This window comes from Flavobacterium sp. AK-345, assembly GCF_058310175.1.
Map to the genome: position 1 here is coordinate 138,752 of NZ_JBZEER010000008.1, position 21,212 is coordinate 159,963.

Sequence of the window (21,212 nt, forward strand, 5' to 3'; positions counted from 1 at the left end):
TTTAGACTAACAAATCATCAAATATGTGAACCATTATTGCTGGTAAAAGTAACAAAATTTGATAGCTAACAACTATATTGTTAATTATCTTAATTTCGGGCCTGTTTCTATTATTCGGCAATAAAAAAAAATTAAAAACATCAATCTAAAACAACAATTATGATCAAGATTAACAAACTTTCAAAAATTTTCAGAACCGAAGAAGTAGAAACAAATGCATTAAGCGAAATCTCATTAACCATAAACGAAGGCGATTTTGTCTCGATTATGGGACCATCCGGAAGCGGAAAATCAACTTTATTAAATATTATCGGATTGCTGGACAGCGCTTCGGGAGGAAGTTATCAATTGTTAGGTCAGGAAATGATTGGCTTAAAAGAGAATCTAAAATCAAAAGCCAGAAAAGAGAACATAGGTTTCATTTTTCAGAATTTCAACCTGATTGATGAACTTTCTGTTTTTGATAATATAGAATTGCCCCTTATTTACAATGACGTCCCGGCTTCTGAAAGAAAGAAAAAAGTACAGAATATCGCCAATATATTAGGTATTTCGCATCGACTAAAACATTATCCGCAACAACTTTCCGGAGGTCAGCAACAACGTGTGGCGGTTGCAAGAGCTTTAATTAACGATCCAAAAATTATTCTTGCCGATGAACCAACAGGAAATCTGGATAGTAAAAATGGTAATGAAGTAATGGAATTATTGACGGATCTTCATGCTGGCGGCGCCACAATTTTAATGGTGACGCACTCAGATTACGATGCTTCATTCTCTCAAAAAACTATTTTAATGAAAGACGGAATTATTCTTTCTGAAAAAATAAACAATAGAAATGTTGATGTTTTGGTAACTTCTAAAAACTAGAATAATGCTAAAAAACTGGACAAACATATTTATATACCACATCAAAAACAACAAGCTCTTTACGGCTTTGAATGTTTTGGGTTTGAGTATTGGAATTGCAGGATTGATTTTTGCAATTTTATATTGGAATGACGAGCAAAGTTACGATCAATGGAATCCAAACAAAGACAACGTATTTTTAGTAGCCAATCAAATGGATGCAACGACATATTGGGCTTCAAGTTCATCGCCAATAGGATCTGCTATAAAAACAGCAAGCCCTCAAGTCGAATCATATTGCTATTTAAGCGGCGATTATAATAATGATATTATTCGTTTTAATAATAAAAAAGTACAGTCAGACAAGATAGTTTCGGCTCAAAAGAACTTTTTTGATTATTTCCCTTATTCTTTTATCGAAGGAAATGCTAAAACAGCATTGCCAGATGTAAACAGTATTTGTTTATCTCAGGATTTAGCCGTTCAGCTTTTTGGAAACGAAAGCGCTTTGGGCAAACAGGTAGTACTACAAAGTAAAAACCTGATTGTTAGAGGTGTTTATAAACTGGACAAAAAATCAGTTTATAACCCGTCGTGTGTAGTTAATTTTATGGATGCAAGATTAAATAAAACCATTCAGGAATGGGGAAATTTTCATTCTGTTCTTTTATTAAAACTTAAAAATTCAAACAGTCAAAAACAAGTAACGGATAATCTTAAGAATTTGTATTATGAAAATATGTCCGTTCGCTTTGCACAACAACAAGGTATCACGCCAGAAGAATTTATCAAAAAATTTGGCGAGATAAAACCTTCTTTAGAGCCATTAGCATCACTTCGTTTACACTCAAAAACCGGCAGTTTGATTGAAGCAAAAGGCAATTTTCAATTTTTATTGATCATGGTTGGATTATCTATTTTAATTCTAACCCTGTCAATTGTCAATTATGTCAATTCTGCTACGGCAAATGCTATAAAGAGAGCCAAAGAAGTTGGGGTTCGAAAAATTATCGGAGCTTCAAAGTCGGCTATAATTAAGCAATTCATCTTTGAAACCGCAATAATTTCATTGCTTTCTATTTTGATATCCCTTGTTATTGTAGAACTTTCTTTGCCTTTTTATAATGCCTTTTTAGAGAAAACACTCGCTTTGCAAAGTGGTCAGTTCTTTTTGCAGCTTGTCGTGATATTTATTGTAACTGTAGTTATCGCAGGAATATTTCCGGCGGTTTATGTTTCAAATTTTGAATCATTAAAAGTATTAAAAGGAAATTTTGGCAGAAGTAAAAGCGGTGTCTGGCTTAGAAACGGAATGTTGATTTTTCAGTTTGCTGTTGCCTCTTTTTTTATTGTTGGATCTTATATTGTTTACGAGCAGATAGATCTTATGAATTCTAAAGAATTAGGTTTTAATGGAAATCAAATTCTAAACATTTCATACAGAAATATCTATGGCGAAGGAATTACAGACAAACATCGCCTTGAACGATACAACATTATTAAAAATCAATTACAGCACATTAAAGGAGTAAAACAAGTGGCAGGTGCAGGTTTTGTTTTTGGACATGGTGCAAAATCTGTAATAGCCTATCATTATAAAGATATAAATGTTGACGGCAGTAATATGCCAATCGATTTTGGACTATTGGAAATGATGAAAATAAAAATGGTGAAAGGACGATATTTTAACCCAAAATTCGCACAGGACACTATAAGTTCGATGTTAATTAATGAAACCGCCCTAAAATTATTGAATGAAAAAGATCCGATAGGAAAAAAAATCGACTGGAACGGAATTAATGTAATTATTGTGGGAGTTGTCAAAGATTTTAATTTAGGAAATCCTGGAGAACCAATACCTCCTATGACTTTTTTACATTTTAAAACCGCTCCCTGGTTTACCTCACTTATGAATAATATTTACATTAAAGCTGATCCAAAAACGATGCAGCAAACTCTGGCTGACGTGGAAAATCTGTGGACAAAAAAAGTAGATCCTGAATATCCATTTGCATACAATTTTGTAGATAAAGAATATAAAAAATCGTATAGCAGTTATGTAAAGCAAAAGAATCTTTTCTCGTTGCTGAATATTATTGTAATTACAATTGCTCTTTTCGGGTTATTTGCCCTTGCTTCTTATTCAATCGAAAGACGCATGAAAGAAATCGCGATTCGTAAAACTCTGGGAGCCGACACCAATGTTTTATTAAAAGAACTTTGTAAACAATATGTCCTTTTCAGCGTAATTGGATTTTTAATCGCTTTGTTTCCGGCGTATTATTTACTGGACAAATGGCTGGAGAATTTTGCGTACCGAATTACCATTTCTCTTTATCCCTTTTTAATAGGATTTAGTGCTTTACTGTTTTTAACGCTTTCGGTTGTGTTAACAAGAGCTTATCAGGCAACAAAAGTTGATGTTTTGAAATACCTTAAATACGAGTAAAATGCTAAAAAACTGGACAAACATATTTATATATCATATCAAGAACAATAAGCTTTTTACGGCTTTGAATGTTTTGGGCTTAAGCATTGGAATTGCAGCATTAATTTTTGCGATTTTGTACTGGAATGAAGAACATTCGTACGATCAGTGGAATCCTGAAAAAGACAAAGTCTATTCGGTAATGAGTAATCTTGGCGGAGGTAATATCTGGGCTGTATCGTCTGCAATTCCTGCTCCTATTTTAAAATCGACCACATCTTACTTAGATGAATATTGCTATTTTAGAACCAATTACTCGAAGCAAACGATACAATATCACGGAAAAATAGAATTGGTTGATAAGATTTTAACGGCACAAAGCAGTTTCTTTTCTTTTTTTCCTTTCGAATTTATTCGCGGTAATGCAAAAAGCGCTATTCACGATCGCAACAGCATTGCTCTTTCTGAAGAAACAGCTTCACGTCTGTTTAAAGACGAAAATCCGATGGGGAAACAAGTCAGATATGCAGAACGAATTTTCGTGGTTCGTGGAGTATATCGATTAAACGAAAAATCTTCGGTGATGCCATCTGCAGTTACAACGGTAATAGAAGATGATTTAGAAAAAAACAGAGAAAGCTGGGGGTTGAATTACGGATTAATGCTTAAGCTAAAAAATGCAAGAGATACAACCGCTGTCATTAAAAAACTGGATCAAATCTTTCTTGAAGAAAACTATAAAAAACAGGCAAAGGCAGAAGGTTTAGATCTTGAGTCGTTCATAAAAAGATACGGCGAACCTATTAAAGCACAGTTGTTACCGCTTACCAGTGCAAGACTATATAATGGAAACACCCCATTTGCGGAAGGAAATGCTAATGTGACTTTTTTGCGAATATTGATAGGTTTATCTATACTTATTTTGTTATTATCGATTGCCAATTACATTAATCTGGCAACTGCAAATGCTGTAAAACGAGCTAAAGAAGTTGGAATAAGAAAAGTTGTTGGCGCCTCAAAATGGCAAATCATTATGCAATTTGTATTTGAAACTGTATTAATTACGCTGTTTTCTGTATTGATTGCATTGGTAATTGTAGAACTTTCATTGCCTTTTTATAACGCTTTATTAAACAAAAATCTCATTCTTTTAGGAAATCAATTTTATCTTCAATTAATATTGATTTTCATTCTTGTTGTTTTTGTTTCTGGTGTTATTCCCGCAATTTACATCTCCAATTTTGAAGTGCTGAAAGTTTTAAAAGGAAATTTTTCGAGAAGCAAAAGCGGGATTTGGCTTCGTAATGGAATGCTGGTTTTACAATTTGCTATTGCCACATTTTTTATCATTGGTTCTTTTATCGTGTACCAACAGGTAAATTTTATGGCCGAAAAAGATTTGGGTTTTAAAGGAGCGCAAGTTATAGACATTTCATTTAAGTCTAAAAAAGGAAAAGGACAGTTTGACCGCTATAAAGCAGTTCAACAGGAACTTCAAAAAATTAGCGGTGTCGAAGCTGTTTCTGCAGCATCATTTTCTATTGGGGGCATCGAAAATTCATGGGCTGGTTTACATTATAAAACGCATCAGGAAGTTATAACGCAGCAAATGGGTGTTGATTTTGGAATACTGAAGCTTCTTGGTATTCAAGTGATAAAAGGCCGTGATTTAACAGAACAAATTGCCTCAGATACGATTTCAAATATTTTATTAAATGAAACTGCAGCAAAAACATTATTAGAAAAAGACCCGTTGAATAAGGTAGTAAATTGGCAAGATGGCAATTATAAAGTTGTCGGAATTGTAAAAGACTTTAATTTTTTTGGTCTTGAAAACAAAATTGGCCCAATGATTTTCTATCACATTAAAACACAATCATGGTCTCAAAGTGAAATGCATACAATCTCAGTCAAAATTTCACCAAATGAAATGCCTCAAACCATTGATAATATTGGAAAGTTCTGGAAAACAAAAGTCGATGCTGAATATCCGTTTGAGTATACTTTTGTAGATAAAAACTTTGCCAGATCGTATAAAAAATATGAAAACCAAAGAGATTTATTTGCTTTATTAAACATTGTAGTAATCTTAATCGCCATTTTCGGACTGTTTGCTTTGGCTTCTTTTTCTATGGAAAGAAGATTACGGGAAATTGCCATCAGAAAAACACTTGGCGCGGAAACCAATACTTTACTGAAAGGTTTATCTAAACAATATGTGATTTTCTGCATTATCGGATTTTTAATCGGAATACTGCCAGCTTATCTTTTATTGCAAAAATGGCTGGAGAATTTTGCCTTTAGAATCGACATTCCTTTACTTCCATTTTTTGCTGCATTTGTTTGTTTGATGTTTTTGACCTTAACGATTGTTTTGGCAAAAGCGTATCAGGTGACTAAAATTGATGTTTTGAGATATCTGAAATATGAATAAAAAAAGACACTTCTCTTCTTTTTATTCTTAACGCTACAACTAAAACTATGATACTTAACTGGATAAACATATTTATATACCACATTAAAAACAATAAGCTTTTTACAGCTTTGAATATTCTGGGCCTGAGTATAGGAATTGCGGCATTAATTTTTTCGATTTTGTATTGGAACGATGAACATTCTTATGATAAATGGAATACTTCAAATGATAAAACATTTATCGTGATGAATGATTTGGGAGAAGGTAATATCATGGCTGCAAACTCTGCTATTCCTGCACCGGCTATAAAATCAACCACTCCGTATTTAGAAAATTATTGTTATTTCAATACTTATTACACAAAAGAAACAATACAATACAATGGAAAAATAGAGTTAGTCGATAAACTATTTTCGGCCCAAAAGAGTTTCTTTTCTTTTTTTCCATTTGAATTCAAATACGGTGATGCAAAAAGTGCACTTCACGATCCGCAAAGCATTGTTTTTTCTGAAGAAACTGCCTTTCGTTTATTTAAGAATGAAAACCCTGTTGGCAAACAAGTAAAATATGCTGACAAATTATTTGTCGTTCGCGGTGTTTATAGAATACCCGGAAAATCTGTTGTTATGCCGAATGCTGTCACGAACCTTATTGAAGAAGATTTGGAACATCTTAAAGATCATTGGGGTTTTAATTTTGGTTTAATCTTAAAACTAAAAAAGAAAAACGATGCAGGACTGGTCATTAAAAGTATGGAACAATTGTTTATCGAAAAAAACTACAAAAAACAGGCAAGAAAAGAAGGAATGACCCTTGAAGCGTTTATAAAAAAGTACGGTGAACCCTTGAAGGTTAAATTAATCCCATTTGAAAATTCAAGACTTTACAAAGGAAATTATCCGTTTCCGGAAGGAACAGGAAACCTTCAGTTTTTGCAAATATTAATGGCGCTGTCTATTTTGATCTTACTATTATCAATTGTAAACTATATAAACTTAGCCACGGCAAATGCCATAAAACGCGCAAAAGAAGTGGGCGTTAGAAAAATTATTGGCGCTACAAAATTGCAAATTGTGTTTCAGTTTGTATTTGAAACTGCATTAATTACCTTATTTGCCGTATTACTAGCACTCGTAATTGTTGAAATTTCGCTGCCATTTTACAATCAATTTTTAGACAAAGAATTAATTCTGGCCGGATCACAATTTTACCTACAGCTCGTTTTAATCTTCATCGTCGTGATTTTTGTTTGTGGAGTCTTTCCGGCAGTTTACATTTCAAATTTTGCCGTTTTGAATGTTTTAAAAGGAAATTTTTCCCGCAGTAAAAGTGGAATATGGAGTAGAAACAGCATGCTTGTTATACAATTTTCGATTGCTGCTTTTTTTATTATCGGTTCTTTTATCGTCTACCAACAGGTCAATTTTATGGTAGAAAAAGATTTGGGTTTTAAAGGATCTCAAATCATGAATATTGCTTTTAGAGAACAAAAAGGCAAAGGTAAATTTGAGCAATATAAAAGCATCCAGCAAGAAATTCAAAAAATTAACGGCGTTGAAGCTGTTTCTGCCGGAGCATTTTCTATTGGAGAAAATGAAAGTTCAAAAGGTGGTTTATTTTATAACAACAAAGTGACAGTAATTCAGCAAATCGGATTTGATTTCGGGATGCTGGAAATGTTGGGAATAAAAGTTATAAAAGGAAGATCGCTCACAGATAAACTGGCATCCGATACTATTTCTAATGTTTTACTGAATGAAGTGGCAGCCAAAATTTTGCAGGAAAAAAATCCTTTGGATAAAATAATCGGCTGGAATGGCGAAAAATATAAAGTTGTGGGAATCGTTAAAAACTTCCATTATTCTGGTTTAGACAATGAAATTAATCCCATGATTTTATTTCATATAAATACTCAGAAATGGACGCAAGGCAATATAGAATACGTTTCTGTAAAGCTTTCGCCAAAAGATATTTCAAATACTATTTCTTCTTTAAAGAATTTTTGGTCCAAAAAAGTGGATTCAGAATATCCTTTCGAATACAATTTTGTGGATAAAAATTTCGCCAAAACCTACAAAAAGTATGAAGATCAAAGAAATTTATTCGCTCTCTTGAATGTGATTGTAATTCTAATTGCCGTTTTCGGATTGTTTGCCCTGGCATCGTTTTCTATGGAAAGAAGATTTAAAGAAATCGCTATTAGAAAAACCCTTGGCGCTGAGACCAATATTTTACTGAAAGAACTTTCTAAACAATATGTGGTTTTCTGCATTATCGGATTTTTAATCGGAATTATTCCAGCTTATATTTTATTAAAAAACTGGCTCGAAGATTTTGCCTTTCGCATCAATATTCCAATTTTACCATTTATTCTTGCCTTTGTGTCTTTACTATTTCTGACACTTGCCGTTGTTTTGGCAAAAGCATACCAAGTAACAAAAGTTGATATCCTGAAATATTTAAAATACGAATAAATGATACTAAACTATATCAATATATTTATTTACCGATTAAAGCACAACATGCTTTTCTCCTTCTTAAACATTCTGGGATTGTCAATAGGAATTTCAGGATTAATATTTGCTTTGCTCTACTGGAACGATGAACAAAATTACAACGACTGGAATCCTGAAAAAGACAATGTTTATCAGGTTTTGATTCAACTAAGCGATATGCCGGCATGGTCAGATTGTGCCTTATTTTTAAAACCTGCGTTGGATCAAGATCCAAATATCGAAACTATAATGTATGCGGACAGTTGGTATCAAAAGGATAAAATTATTTATAACGGAAAGAAGCAATTTGTAGATAAAATTATCAATGTCGAACAAAATTTCTTTTCTTTTTTTCCTTTCAAAATTATTCAGGGAAATGCGATTTCAGCCATAAAAGATGATTCCAGCATTGCTATTTCTGATATTACGGCTAAAAGAATTTTTGGAAATGAAAATCCCATTGGAAAACAAATAAAATGCTTTGACCAGCTGTTTTCTGTACGGGCGGTGTATCATATCCCCGGAAATTCTTCGATTGCGCCAAATGCCATCATCAATAAAATGAAGGAACTGACAACTTCCGGACACATAAATCCGTTTATTTTAAAGTTATTATTAAAAGTAAAAGACCCGTCAAAAGTTGATCTTACAAGAAAGAAACTCGAAAGAATTTACAACCACGATTTTATTACGCGACTTTCCAAAGAAGCAGGTTTTACTCCCGAAGAAATGGCTAAAAAAGTAGGTTATTTTACGGTTATTCTTGAACCTTTATCAAAAGCCAGATTACATTCGGTAGCAGATGGTTATCCCGAAGCACGAGGAAATTATCAATTTTTAATGATCATGATGGGTTTATCTGTTTTGATCCTCATTTTGTCTATTGTTAATTACATCAATCTCGCAACTGCAAATGCCGTAAAGCGTGCTAAAGAAGTTGGAATACGCAAAATTTCGGGTGCATCTAAAAGTAATATTATTGTACAATTTCTTTTTGAAACCGTTTTAACAACCAGCTTTTCTATTTTACTGGCGTTAGTAATTGTCGAACTTACTTTACCGTATTACAACAACTTTTTAAACAAAAACATTACACTTTTGGCTAGTCAGTTTTATATACAATTGGTTTTGATTTTTATCATTACGGTTATAACTGCAGGCTTATTTCCGGCAATTTATGTCGCCAATTTTCAAACCTTTAAAGTTTTGAAAGGTAATTTTGAGAGAAGCAAAAACGGAATCTGGCTGCGCAACGGAATGCTTATTTTTCAATTTGCCATTGCGGCCTTTTTTATAATTGGTTCTAACATCGTTTATCAGCAAATTCAATATTTGCAAAATAAAGATCTCGGTTTTAAAGGTGATCAGGTTCTTACAATTCCATTAAATATTCCGTTGGCAGAATATACATCCGAAAATGCAGAACAAACCATTTCTGCTAAATACAATACTTTAAAACAGGAATTGGGCAAAATTAAAGGTGTTGAACAAATTTCAACCGGACTTATTTGTTTTGATGGATCTGATAACTCGATTTCACCCGTTCTTTATAACAATGAACTTTTTAAGGAAAGAGGTATCGCTTTAGACTATGGTTTACTTGAAATGCTGAATGTTAAAATGAAAGAAGGCAGAAATTTCGATAGAAAATTAGCTTCGGATACGGTTAATTCGGTTATAATAAATGAAAGTGCTTTAAATTTAATGAAGCTTAAAAATCCTATTGGGAAAGAACTTCTGATACGCGATCAGAAATTAAAAATCATTGGTATTGTTAAAGATTTTAATTTACTGAGCCCGGAATTAAAAGTGCCGCCAATTGTTTTCTATCACATTAAAACCTTTAATATGGCGCACAACATCAACAGGGTTTACATAAAAGTAAAATCTGATAATCTGGAAACTACGATTAAAAGGATTGAAAAATTATGGGAAAAAGTGGATACCGAATATCCTTTTCGATATGATTTTGTTGACAAAGAATATGCGAGAACTTACGAATCTTATATTAAGCAAAAGAACTTGTTTTCATTACTGAATATCGTCGTAATCCTAATTGCACTTTTTGGTTTATTTGCGGTTGCCTCTTATTCGATACAAAGACGAATGAAAGAAATTGCCATCAGAAAAACACTTGGCGCCGAAACAAATGTGCTGTTGAAAGAACTGTCGAAACAATATGTTTTGTACTGCATTGTTGGTTTTTTAATTGCGCTTTTTCCTGTTTATTATTTGTTGAATAAATGGCTGGAGAATTTTGCTTTTAGAATCGACATTAGCATAATTCCTTTTATTTTAGGATTTGTTGTGTTATTAATTCTAACTTTAATCATTGTGCTTTCAAGAGCTTATGCAGCAACAAAAACTGATATTTTACAGTATTTAAAGTACGAGTAATGAAGTCTTAAACAGTATGCTCTTAAAAAGGTAAAATAAAAATGTAATTTAAAAAAAACTCTAATGTTAAAACTAATTAAACTATTTCTGTCGTTGCTAATAATGTTTTCATTTTGTGCTGGTGTAGCGCAAAAAAAAACAAAGGTTTTATTAAATAGCGACATTGATAAATATATATCTCAAATTCAAAACAGGTATGTAATTCCAGGGATTTCGGTTGCCGTTATTAAAAACGGAATGATAATTCACAGAAAAAATTACGGAGTAGCAAATATTGAGAATAACATACCCGTTTCTGATAAATCTATATTTAGAATCTATTCATTAACAAAGTTAATTATTGCGACAGGAACTTTTCAACTTATAGAACAAGGCCGGTTATCTCTTGAAGATTCAGTTTCAAAATACATTCATGGCCTTCCAACAGCATGGAATTCTATTCAAATTAAAAATTTGCTTACACAATCTTCCGGACTTCCCGATATTGTTAACTATGAAAAACTAGATGAGAATGCTGCTCAGGAAAAAGTATTTGCCGATGATGTAGTGTTTAAAAAAGGAGAAAAATTTGAGTATAATCAGACCAATTTTTGGCTTCTTCAAAAAGTTATAGAAACGGTGAGCAAACAAAACATTGAAGCGTTTATTACACAAAATCAGTTTAATGACATATCTGGCAAAACTGTCTTTTTCTCAACAGACTCTAGAGACATTATATCAAACAGAGTCACGCCCTATTTTAATTATGAAACGGGTAAAATGCAAATTGGTTTTCCGTATAATGGCAGTTATCTTAATAGCTGCAATGGGATCAATATCACAATGGACAGTTTTTTAATATGGGACAAAAAATTAAACAGCAACAAACTTATTAGTGAGAAATCAAAAACCAGTATGTGGGAAACTTTTCCTTATTCCAAATCAAACGAAAAATTTACTTTTGGCTGGGATCAACGCATCATTAATGGTCATTTATCTTATGGCTTTTCCGGTGGAAGAATTACTGCTTACAGAAATTTCCCTAAAGATAATTTAAGTATCATTTTTTTAGCAAATGGCTTAGGAGGAAATAATTTTGACGTTGAAAACATTGTTGATCAAATTGCCCATTTGGTTGATAATGATATTATAAACTATAATGTTTCGGCTTTTGAGTCTTTAATTAATTCTGCTCAAAACAATACAGATAATTTTAAAAATGATTTTACAACTTTAAAAAATAATCCCAAATATTTAAATGTAAATTTCGAAGAGCATTTAAACGCTATTGGATACATGCTTTTGAACGAGAAAAAAATTCAGGAAGCCATACTTGTATTTACTTTAAACACCACAGAGCATCCCAGGTCTTTTAATACTTTTGACAGTTTAGGAGAGGCTTGCCAAATAAATAAGGATTTTGAAAAGGCTTTGCTAAATTATACAAAAGCAAAACAATTAAATCCTGATCAAAGTTACCAAACAGCTGTAAGTAAAAAAATAAAAGAATTAGAAGAGATCATAAAAACAAGAAAATAGGTATTATAAAAATTTATTAATTCAAATTTTAGGATCAATTCTAAAACCTGTGGAGTGAGAAAAAATTACCACGGAGAACGCAACGTTTTTTAAACGTACTAAGTTTACTACAAACACGAACTTACTGAAGCTGAATTTCAGGAATTATCATAAAAACAAAAGACTCCATTATTACTAATGGAGTCTTTTGTTTTGTTTATGTAAATCGAAGAAAATCAATCAAACGTATTACTCAAACAATTCTTCTGTTTTGGTTAAAAACTCTTGAGTTGCTTCTTCAATATTGATATTCATTCTTTCTGCCAAAACGGTAAGCCACCAAATAGATTCTCCCAATTTATGTTTTAATTCTTCTTCTGTATTTGCTTTTGGCCACCTTCCTTGCTGCGACATTACGTGACGCCCCACTAAACCTGCATCAGTTAAAAAAGCCAATGCATCTTCTTCAACCGTCCATTCGCTACCGTGATGTGTAAGTTCCAATTCTCGGTATTTTGCTCTTATTTTTAAAGAACGTTCTTTTAATTGTTCAAAATTTATTGATGCCATAATTTAATTTTTATTGAATAATTCCTGAAAAGCTACCGGACTTACATTCGTTTTTTTCTTGAATAATTTATTGAACGATTGCGGATGTTCAAATCCTAATTTATAAGCAATTTCAGAAATGGATAAAGTTCCTTTTGCAATGTATTCTTTTGCTTTTTCGATCAGTTTATCATGAATAAACTGCTGTGTATTTTGTCCAGAAACACTTCGTAGTAAATCACTCAAATATCTTGATGACAATTGCAATTCATCTGCCACAAATTGTACCGTTGGCAAACCATTTTCAAGCGGTTTTTCGGTATTAAAATAATCTTCGAGCAGGTTTTCTAGTTTCGAAAGCACATCGTTATTAACCGCTTTTCGGGTAATAAACTGTCTGTTGTAAAACCGATTGCTGTAATTAAGCAACAATTCTAATTGCGAGATAATTACATCCTGACTAAAATTGTCAATTCGTTGATTTAGTTCATCCTGAATATTAGCAAAAACCGCCAGAATTGTTTCCTTTTCTTTCTCTGACAAATACAAAGCCTCGGCAGCAGAATACGAGAAAAAGCCATACTTTTTAATGTTTTCATTTAAAGTATAAGGCCGAATAAAATCAGGGTGAATATTCAGCGACATTCCGCTATAATCCGCTTCTTCTTCCTGCATTTTCAAAATTTGTCCGGGAGCAACAAACGACATTCCGCCTTCTTCAAAATCATAAAATCCATGTCCGTATCGTAATTTCCCGGAGAAATTTGTCTTGAAAGATATCTTGTAAAAATCTAAAATGATTCCCTGTTCAAAATCCTTGGGGTCAAAAATCGCTTTGCCATAATCCAAAACACTAATCAGCGGATGCATTGGTTTTGGCTGTCCCATCGCTTTATGTAGTTCTGATATGGACTGGAATATTTTAGGCTGATTTTTCATTTTTAGAAATACTTGTGTACAAATTTACAAAATGTTCTACTGGCGCAATATTCCAGCTTACAGAACTTTGATCGATCATATCATGTACGACCGAATCGCTCAATTCTGTCATTAATTTATGCATTGCATTTGTGCCGTCTTCGGTGCTGTCCCAAACGAGCATATCGTAAACAACACCTTTTTTTAATTCGAAAATAGTTCTGGAACAAAATCCATTTTGAAGTTTTAAAAATGCATCAATTTCTGCATTGGCGTCAATAAATTGTTGTGTTCTAAAACCATTTAGTTTAAAAGTAGTCAATTCTATCGCTTTATTTTTCATCTGATTTCGAAATTAAAAAGTAAACATTGTTTTGATATTTTGCACCTGAGTTTCGGCACCCAATTTCAAACGTTCATCGTATAAAGCGTTTGCGTCGTTTCCGGCAACATATCGCAATTGAGTTTTATTATCGGTCGCTGCTTCGTAAATAATTTGGGCAACATCTTCGGCTTTTGTATAATTGCTAATTTGCTCTTCACTATAGCCTTTACTTACTTCAGCTGTTAGTTTTTCATACGCTTCATGTTGCCCACCATCCATAGATCTTGTCGTAAAATCGGTTTGCATTCCGCCCGGTGCGACTACTTTTACCTGAATTCCAAATTGCACTAATTCAGAAGCCAAACTTTCAGAGAAACCATCAACCGCAAATTTGGTAGCGCTGTAAATAGAGCAAGTCGGAAAACCCATTAATCCAAAAGTCGACGTTATATTAATAAACGTTCCACTTTTTTTTTCACGAAAGTGAGATACAAAAGCCTTAGAAACTTTAATAACGCCTAATAAGTTGGTCTCGATTTGACGTTCGATTTGTTCTTCATTCAAAGATTCTAAAGCGCCTATTAAACCATAACCGGCATTGTTCAGGACAACATCGACCGAATATTTCTCTGTAACATTTTTGATAGTAGATTTTATTTGTTCCGAATTTGAAACATCAAGCGGAAGCAGAATTACGTTTTTTAATTGATTTAATTCCGTTTCCTTTTCCGGATTACGCATTGTAGCAATTACCTGCCAGCCTTTGCTTTGAAATAATTTTGCTGTTGATTTTCCTAATCCTGATGAAGCTCCTGTAATAAAAATTGTCTTTTGCATTTTTAATTGTTTTAAAATTATAATGCAAAGATCAGCCGAAGTATAAGGTTGGAATTAGCCATTTTGGAGTTTGCATTAGCCAAAATGACGAGCATACAAAAACTCCATTATTGCTAATGGAGTTTTTGTATTACTGTATCAGAATAGATTATTGTGAATGAGACAATAATTAAATTTCTTTACTTTTAATTTATGCAGCACAGATGGAAAAACAATTATTTCCTGTTGCGTTTGAATTCGTATATTCGGCCATTATTTTGAAAAAAGAAAATGATTGCAAAATTGAATGAAAAAAAATCCTATCCATGGATTGTTGTGGGCTTGTTGTGGTTTGTAGCTTTACTGAATTATTTAGACCGACAAATGCTTTCTACTATGAAATCAGCGATGATGGATGACATTCCTGAATTGGCTAAAGCTGAAAATTTCGGTCTCTTAATGGCTATTTTCCTTTGGATATATGCTCTAATGAGCCCTGTTTCCGGAATTATAGCCGATCGATTTAACCGAAAAAGAATAATCATAGGAAGTCTTTTTATTTGGTCCGGGGTTACAATGGCGATGGGGTATGCCACAACTTTCAATCAAATTTATATTTTACGCGGAATTATGGGTTTTAGTGAAGCTTTTTATATTCCGGCTGCATTATCCTTAATTGCAGATTACCATCAGGAAAAAACTCGCTCTTTTGCTATTGCAATTCATACAACGGGGATTTATTTAGGACAGGCGCTGGGTGGTTTTGGAGCTACTATTTCTAAGCATTTTTCCTGGCATTTCAGCTTTCACTCCGTAGGTTTACTAGGTGTACTTTATAGTTTAGTACTTATATTTTTTCTACAGGAAAAGAAAACTTACTTTTTTGATCCTACAAAAAAGTCATCCGTCAGTTATGAATTCAGGCAAATGTTCAAAGGATTGGGAATATTATTCGGTAATATCTCCTTTTGGGTTTTACTCTTTTATTTCTCTGCTCCTAGTTTACCGGGTTGGGCGGCCAAAAACTGGTTACCCACCTTATTTACTGAAACTTTACATTTAGACATGTCTATAGCGGGACCAATTGCAACCGTAACCATTTCGATGTCTTCCTTTTTTGGCGTTTTAATTGGTGGTGCCATTTCAGATAAATGGGTGATGAAACATCTTAAAGGAAGAATTTACACCAGCGCTATTGGATTGTTTCTTACCATTCCGGCATTGTTTTTATTTGGCTACTGCTGTGACATAGAAGCTATTATTTTTGGTGCTATCCTTTTTGGAATTGGATTTGGAATATACGACACCAACAATATGCCTATTCTTTGTCAGTTTGTTGCGCCTCGCTACAGGGCTACCGGATACGGAATTATGAATTTTGTTGGTATTTCGGCCGGGGCTGTTATCACCGAATTTTTAGGAAAAGCCGCTGATAATGGAGGAATGAGACACGTTTTTGTACTTCTATTATTTGTAGTTGTTACTGCCATCGTTTTACAACTAGCTACCATAAATCCAAAAACTATAGATATGACCGAGGGAAATGAGTTTTAAGGGTTGGTGTTATTTGTTATTTTATATTAGGTATGGTTTTACTTCACATCAAATTCTCTAATGTAATCATAACCCAATATTCCTTTTCTCAAAGTCAAAACTATTTCATTATCATCTTTAATAGCATTATACAATTCTTTTTTTACATCTAAACGTTCATTACTATCGTATTGAGTTTTGATGAAAAGAAAATAGCTGTAGCCGCCTTTAGTCTTTTTGGTTTCTGTTTTGTAATTGATAATAATGATTTCTTCCCTTTCGGTTTCATTAGAAATATGTGTATTAATCAGTATCCCAAGATTGGGAATAAATAAAAAAAAGCAAATGCAAATAGCTAATACATTATAAAATCGAAAATCATTATTAAAATTAAAATACCTGCTTAGAATTACTGTAAACAAAACAGTGAAAATCAAACTCAAAAAAACAAGTTTCCAAAACAAATTATAACCTCCAATTGTATCTTCAAAATCCTTGAAAGATAAAAAAACCGGAATCAAACCAATTAAAAAAATAGACTGAAAATTTTTGTTGAGTTCTCGCTTAGGCTGATGATTTTTGTTTATAATTTTTAAAATTAGATCACACAAATTATAAGCCAATACAATGAACGAAGGAATAGACATAAACAAATATCCAAACTCATTAATGGTGAAGGAAAGAACAATACTGCATAAAACAATTATGATAATATTCTTTGTCATTATTTAATTTTTAAGTGAATATTGCGTTTTGCATTTTAGGTATCACAACTAATAGAATCCCAATCCTGCCCCATATAATTTATAAGCCAATTTAAGGCATATTGTCTTTCATAAACAATTCCCGGATTTATGCCTTCGATTTCTCTGCCGTTAATTCTTTCGTCAACACAAGCCCAATTGTATCTGTAATACAAATCATCAGCATCTAAAATTTCACTTTTAGATCTTGTCGAAACTATGGCATCTATAAAATCATTTGGATCTTTGTCCGGACCTACGGGATAATCCTCGGGGCTTATATTTTCGAGATTGCAAAACACATCCGGAAAATCCAGATTCTCCAACTTTTTCAAAGCCCACATTAAAGTCCAGATTCCTTCACATTTCCAGCTTTCCTGTGCTTTTTTGTCATCTGTTGGATCTGCCAGAAACTCTTTTTCATTTTCTGTAACAAAATCCCAAAGATTATAACTCTGCAAATATTCAATTGCAACGTCTGGATCAATACTATTAAATGCCACTAAATTTGTCATGGCCAAAATACTTACTCTTTGTGCAATTTCTTTTGGTGTTCTTATAGTCGTTTCCGCTTCAGATTCTATACAAGGCAGATTTTTGTTGATTTTTATGCCTTTTGCTTCCAGAATTTTTTCGTTATTCTCTTTTCTGTTTTTTTGATCTTCTTCCAGTTCATTTTGATCTCCATCAAAATAAACCGAATTGATTTTGACATCTAGTTCATCAATTTCACAATTGCCTTCACCGTCAATGATCAGATTTAAATTCTTGTCTAAAAAATGCTGCCCGTTAGATTTACTGATAGCCGTATCAGGCTGAACAAATAAAACCGCATCCAGTTCGTTTGCTATATTTTCGATTGCTGTTTTTAACTCTTTTACTTCACCTTTTTCCTGAATAATCGAAAATTCGCAATTCAGGGTTTGTATTTTATGAAGAAACAAATCTTTTACTTTTTCATTTACTGTTGGTAATGAATCTACATAGCCATAAAGTCCCTTTAAATTTGCTGTTAAATCAGAATCATTGATTTCTGGAATTTGATAAGAAGGTTTAAGTCTTTCGCGATAAGCAATTTTTACTTTTTTTGAAGAATCCAGAATTCCTCCTTTTATTTCAAGATTGATGATATCAAATTCATCCTGAGTACTAATAACAACATTACCTTTTGGGAAGCTGGACAGGATTAATTCTTTAATAGTATCAAATCCAACATTATGAGAATAAATGGTACAAATCATTTTATTATTTCTGTTTGAAGTTAAAAATTCAGGCTTATATAATTTGTTTTCTTATGCTAATATAAATTTATTTATTACAAACCGAAAACTTAATTAACCTGAATTTTAGTAATTAATTCAAGTTGCCGGTTTAACAATTCAAAAAATAAGGGGATTGTAAAAAGGTATAATCCCTAAAGGGCAATGTCATTAAGTTAAGAGTAAATCTATAAAATTACCTAACAATTTAATCAAGAAAGTAATTAGAAAAATCCGTTTTTATCAGCGTTTTCGCTTTAGCGAATCAGTAAAATCAGCGTCTAATTTTGACGCGGATAAAACCGATTTACTTCGTAAAAACGCGGATAAAAACGGATTTGATTTGCAATAATTTTATTTTTTTTAAAGCTTAACTTAATGACATTGCCAGTAGAACTACCCTTTTTAACAGACAACCTAAATAAATTATTACAGATAAAAAAAACTCCATTATTGTTAATGGAGTTTTATAGTATTTAAAGATTTTATTTAATCAACTTTCAATTCAAGAACAGCATCCGGAATCCCATTTTCAGTCGAAGCTTTAATTTTTATTGTTTCCCTCTTTCCAATCGACTGAATAATCGCAATACATTTTCCATTAAACAATTTACACGAATTCGCTTTAAAAGAATCCAGATTGGCCTGATAACCATTATCAACCCCAACCAATTTTCCTCCGCCAGAAACTTCAAAATTGATTAAATCATTTGCAGTTGGTGAAAGACTTCCGTCCTTGTCTGTAATAGAAACCGTAACGTAAACCAAATCGTAACCGTCATTTTTAATGACTTTTTTATCTGCTAATAAATCTATTTTAAAAGCTTCTCCCGCAGTATGAATTTCTTTTTCTAAAACCACTTTTCCGTTTTTTCTCGAAATAGCTTTTAGAGTTCCAGGTTCAAATTTTACGCGCCATGAAATGTGCAAATCGTCGTTTTGTTTTGATTTTTTCCCGAGAGATTTTCCATTAAGGAATAATTCAACTTCATCGGCATTATTGTAGTATGCCCAAACATCAACTTCCTGATCTTTTGCCCAATTCCAATGCGGAAAAATATGCAAAACAGGTTTTATTGTCCATTCGCTTTGGTACATATAATACACATCTTTTGGGAAACCGGCCAAATCTACAATCCCGAAATAAGAACTTCTTGCCGGATACGGATATGGGTCTGGTTCTCCGATATAATCAAAACCCGTCCAGATAAAAGTTCCCGCCATGAAATCTTGTTTTTTGATCGTTTTCCAATTCTCTTCGTGCGTTGCGCCCCAATACGATTTTACCTGATCGAAAGCCGAAACCGTCCAATCTGCATTTCCATCAAAAGGAGCGCCATGTTTTGGAGGCCAGGCTTTAATTCCATCCGCAGGAAAATCATAATGTCCACGCGTTTCCAAAGCCGAAACACTTTCCGAAGCAATGATTTTCTGCCCTTTAAAACGAGTTGGAAAATCTTTATAATCTTCGTGTTTGTAATTAAAACCCAAAAGATCTAAAGCACCGGATTGATAAATAAAATTTTTCTCAATCACATTCTCCGTCAAAGCAGAAGTTACCGGACGCGTTATATCCAACGATTTTACGATTTTAGCCAATTCTTTGGTAATCGCAATTCCCGTACTATCAAATTGTTCCCTGATTTCGTTACCAATACTCCACATCATAACCGATGGATGATTACGGTCTCTTTTAATAAAATCTTCTAAATCTTTTTTATGCCACGCATCCCAGTCTTTATGATAATCGTTGGTTACTTTTTTCTTTTTCCAAACATCAAAAGCCTCATCCTGAACAATAAAACCCATCTCATCGCACAATTGCATCATTTCTAACGAATGCGGATTATGTGACATTCTGATAGCATTTACGCCCATTTCTTTCATTAAAACTAGTTTTCTTTTTAATGCATGAATGTTTTCAACCGCACCCAAAGCTCCGTTATCATGATGTAAACAAACGCCTAAAATTTTCGTTGGTTTTCCGTTTAATGAAAAGCCTTTTTCTGTATCAAAATCAAAAAAACGAACTCCGAGCGGTGTTTCGTAATTATCAGCCAATTCCCCTTTCTCATAAATTTTAGTGATGATTTTATACAAATATGGATTTTCCGTATCCCATAGTTTTGGCTTTTTTAAAGTAAAATCCTGAATCTTTTTTGAAGATGAATTTGCTGCAATTTTTCCTGTTGCTTGTACCTCGGCAACGTCATCATTATTTTTATCGAAAATGGTAGAAACCAATATAAATTCCTTTTCTCTATCCGAATCATTTTTAACCTCAACTTCTAAATGAACCAAAGCTTTTTCTTTATAAATTTCCGGCGTTGTTACAAAAGTTCCCCATTCGGCAACATGCAATTTTTCGGCGATAACCAAACGCACGTTTCTGTAAATTCCAGATCCTGTATACCATCTTGAATTTGGCTGTGCATCATTATCAACTTTTACAGCGATAATATTGGGCTGACCAAAATTTAAAAACGCTGACAAATCATAAGAAAATGAAATATAGCCGTTAGGACGAATTCCTAAAGAATGTCCGTTAATGAATACCTCGCTGTTTTTAAAAACACCATCAAATTCTACTGAAATAGTTTTGCTTTTAAAGCTTGCAGGAACGGTAAACGTTTTACGATACCAGCCTTTTCCAGCCGGTAAAAATCCTTGCGCTTGTTTTGTTTTACTGTCTTTGTCAAAAGCACCTTCAATACTCCAATCGTGTGGTAACTGCAAAGTTCTCCAATCGGCAGTACTAAAATTTGCCTGAATTGCATCTGGATGATCTCCTAATTTGAAATTCCAGTTTTTATTGAAATCTTCGATAATTCTGGCTTTTTTTCCTTGGGCAAAAGATGTGGTGGTAAGCAATATTGCTAAAGCTATTGCGGTATTTTTTAAAATGTTTTTGTTCATAAACTTATTTTTATAATCAAATTACGTCCTATTTGTCATTCCGACGGAGGAGGAATCTCCGCAAGAAACTC

The 21,212-nt window shown here is 33.0% G+C and carries 14 protein-coding genes; 7 read left to right on the top strand and 7 right to left on the bottom strand.

The window, feature by feature from the left end; all coding sequences use genetic code 11:
- The first annotated feature begins 159 nt into the window (after positions 1-159).
- The 6 genes from AC4FQ3_RS15605 to AC4FQ3_RS15630 all read left to right on the top strand — a co-directional run bounded on the left by AC4FQ3_RS15605 (position 160) and on the right by AC4FQ3_RS15630 (position 12,103).
- Positions 160-870: an ABC transporter ATP-binding protein gene (locus AC4FQ3_RS15605; RefSeq protein WP_491182428.1), complete on the top strand. Its 711-nt coding sequence runs from the start codon at positions 160-162 to the stop codon at positions 868-870.
- A gap of 4 nt (positions 871-874) precedes the next feature.
- Entirely contained in the window at positions 875-3,298 is a 2,424-nt protein-coding gene (locus tag AC4FQ3_RS15610) for an ABC transporter permease (protein ID WP_491182429.1), read from the top strand.
- 1 nt (position 3,299) lies between these two features.
- Positions 3,300-5,711: an ABC transporter permease gene (locus tag AC4FQ3_RS15615; protein ID WP_491182430.1), complete on the top strand. Its 2,412-nt coding sequence runs from the start codon at positions 3,300-3,302 to the stop codon at positions 5,709-5,711.
- A gap of 47 nt (positions 5,712-5,758) precedes the next feature.
- A complete protein-coding gene (locus AC4FQ3_RS15620; protein ID WP_491182431.1) occupies positions 5,759-8,167 on the top strand; it encodes an ABC transporter permease in 2,409 nt (802 codons plus the stop codon).
- Positions 8,168-10,585 carry an ABC transporter permease gene (locus AC4FQ3_RS15625; RefSeq protein WP_491182432.1) on the top strand — a complete coding sequence of 806 codons (2,418 nt, stop codon included), beginning with the start codon at positions 8,168-8,170 and terminating at the stop codon, positions 10,583-10,585. It begins immediately after the preceding gene.
- A gap of 63 nt (positions 10,586-10,648) precedes the next feature.
- Complete coding sequence (locus AC4FQ3_RS15630) at positions 10,649-12,103, top strand: serine hydrolase domain-containing protein (RefSeq protein ID WP_491182433.1); 1,455 nt, start codon at positions 10,649-10,651, stop codon at positions 12,101-12,103.
- 228 nt (positions 12,104-12,331) lie between these two features.
- Here the strand turns inward: AC4FQ3_RS15630 and AC4FQ3_RS15635 are convergent, their stop codons facing one another.
- Genes AC4FQ3_RS15635 through AC4FQ3_RS15650 form a run of 4 tightly spaced genes read right to left on the bottom strand, consistent with a single transcriptional unit; the run spans position 12,332 to position 14,711 of the window.
- Positions 12,332-12,652, bottom strand: a complete 321-nt coding sequence (locus AC4FQ3_RS15635) for a MazG-like protein (RefSeq protein WP_042565784.1) — start codon at positions 12,650-12,652, stop codon at positions 12,332-12,334.
- 3 nt (positions 12,653-12,655) lie between these two features.
- Positions 12,656-13,570 (bottom strand): helix-turn-helix domain-containing protein, encoded by a 915-nt coding sequence (locus tag AC4FQ3_RS15640; protein ID WP_491182434.1) that lies wholly within the window; start codon positions 13,568-13,570, stop codon positions 12,656-12,658.
- The gene (locus AC4FQ3_RS15645; RefSeq protein WP_491182435.1) at positions 13,554-13,892 is read right to left on the bottom strand and encodes a hypothetical protein; all 339 of its coding nucleotides are present in this window, start codon (positions 13,890-13,892) and stop codon (positions 13,554-13,556) included. The genes AC4FQ3_RS15640 and AC4FQ3_RS15645 overlap by 17 nt, the downstream gene beginning before the upstream one ends.
- A gap of 12 nt (positions 13,893-13,904) precedes the next feature.
- Positions 13,905-14,711, bottom strand: a complete 807-nt coding sequence (locus AC4FQ3_RS15650; protein WP_073395585.1) for an SDR family oxidoreductase — start codon at positions 14,709-14,711, stop codon at positions 13,905-13,907.
- 270 nt (positions 14,712-14,981) lie between these two features.
- On the opposite strand from AC4FQ3_RS15650, the gene AC4FQ3_RS15655 reads away from it, so the two are divergent.
- On the top strand, positions 14,982-16,244 hold the full coding sequence (locus AC4FQ3_RS15655) for an MFS transporter (protein WP_491182436.1): 1,263 nt from the start codon (positions 14,982-14,984) through the stop codon (positions 16,242-16,244).
- Between the two features lie 38 nt (positions 16,245-16,282).
- On the opposite strand, the gene AC4FQ3_RS15660 is transcribed toward AC4FQ3_RS15655, so the two are convergent.
- The 3 genes from AC4FQ3_RS15660 to AC4FQ3_RS15670 form a co-directional block, all read right to left on the bottom strand.
- Positions 16,283-16,948 carry a hypothetical protein gene (locus tag AC4FQ3_RS15660; protein WP_491182437.1) on the bottom strand — a complete coding sequence of 222 codons (666 nt, stop codon included), beginning with the start codon at positions 16,946-16,948 and terminating at the stop codon, positions 16,283-16,285.
- A gap of 35 nt (positions 16,949-16,983) precedes the next feature.
- Positions 16,984-18,207 (bottom strand): DUF4272 domain-containing protein, encoded by a 1,224-nt coding sequence (locus AC4FQ3_RS15665; protein WP_491182438.1) that lies wholly within the window; start codon positions 18,205-18,207, stop codon positions 16,984-16,986.
- Positions 18,208-18,714: 507 nt separating this feature from the next.
- Positions 18,715-21,141, bottom strand: a complete 2,427-nt coding sequence (locus AC4FQ3_RS15670; protein ID WP_491182439.1) for a glycoside hydrolase family 2 TIM barrel-domain containing protein — start codon at positions 21,139-21,141, stop codon at positions 18,715-18,717.
- Between the last annotated feature and the right edge of the window lie 71 nt (positions 21,142-21,212).

Bases quoted from the DNA above. Each gene is read 5' to 3' on its own strand.
- AC4FQ3_RS15640 (WP_491182434.1), bottom strand. From the start codon at position 13,570: ATGAAAAATCAGCCTAAAATATTCCAGTCCATATCAGAACTACATAAA.
- AC4FQ3_RS15650 (WP_073395585.1), bottom strand. From the start codon at position 14,711: ATGCAAAAGACAATTTTTATTACAGGAGCTTCATCAGGATTAGGAAAA.
- AC4FQ3_RS15625 (WP_491182432.1), top strand. From the start codon at position 8,168: ATGATACTAAACTATATCAATATATTTATTTACCGATTAAAGCACAAC.
- AC4FQ3_RS15615 (WP_491182430.1), top strand. From the start codon at position 3,300: ATGCTAAAAAACTGGACAAACATATTTATATATCATATCAAGAACAAT.
- AC4FQ3_RS15670 (WP_491182439.1), bottom strand. From the start codon at position 21,141: ATGAACAAAAACATTTTAAAAAATACCGCAATAGCTTTAGCAATATTG.
- AC4FQ3_RS15665 (WP_491182438.1), bottom strand. From the start codon at position 18,207: ATGATTTGTACCATTTATTCTCATAATGTTGGATTTGATACTATTAAA.
- AC4FQ3_RS15660 (WP_491182437.1), bottom strand. From the start codon at position 16,948: ATGACAAAGAATATTATCATAATTGTTTTATGCAGTATTGTTCTTTCC.
- AC4FQ3_RS15605 (WP_491182428.1), top strand. From the start codon at position 160: ATGATCAAGATTAACAAACTTTCAAAAATTTTCAGAACCGAAGAAGTA.
- AC4FQ3_RS15620 (WP_491182431.1), top strand. From the start codon at position 5,759: ATGATACTTAACTGGATAAACATATTTATATACCACATTAAAAACAAT.
- AC4FQ3_RS15645 (WP_491182435.1), bottom strand. From the start codon at position 13,892: ATGAAAAATAAAGCGATAGAATTGACTACTTTTAAACTAAATGGTTTT.
- AC4FQ3_RS15635 (WP_042565784.1), bottom strand. From the start codon at position 12,652: ATGGCATCAATAAATTTTGAACAATTAAAAGAACGTTCTTTAAAAATA.
- AC4FQ3_RS15610 (WP_491182429.1), top strand. From the start codon at position 875: ATGCTAAAAAACTGGACAAACATATTTATATACCACATCAAAAACAAC.
- AC4FQ3_RS15630 (WP_491182433.1), top strand. From the start codon at position 10,649: ATGTTAAAACTAATTAAACTATTTCTGTCGTTGCTAATAATGTTTTCA.
- AC4FQ3_RS15655 (WP_491182436.1), top strand. From the start codon at position 14,982: ATGATTGCAAAATTGAATGAAAAAAAATCCTATCCATGGATTGTTGTG.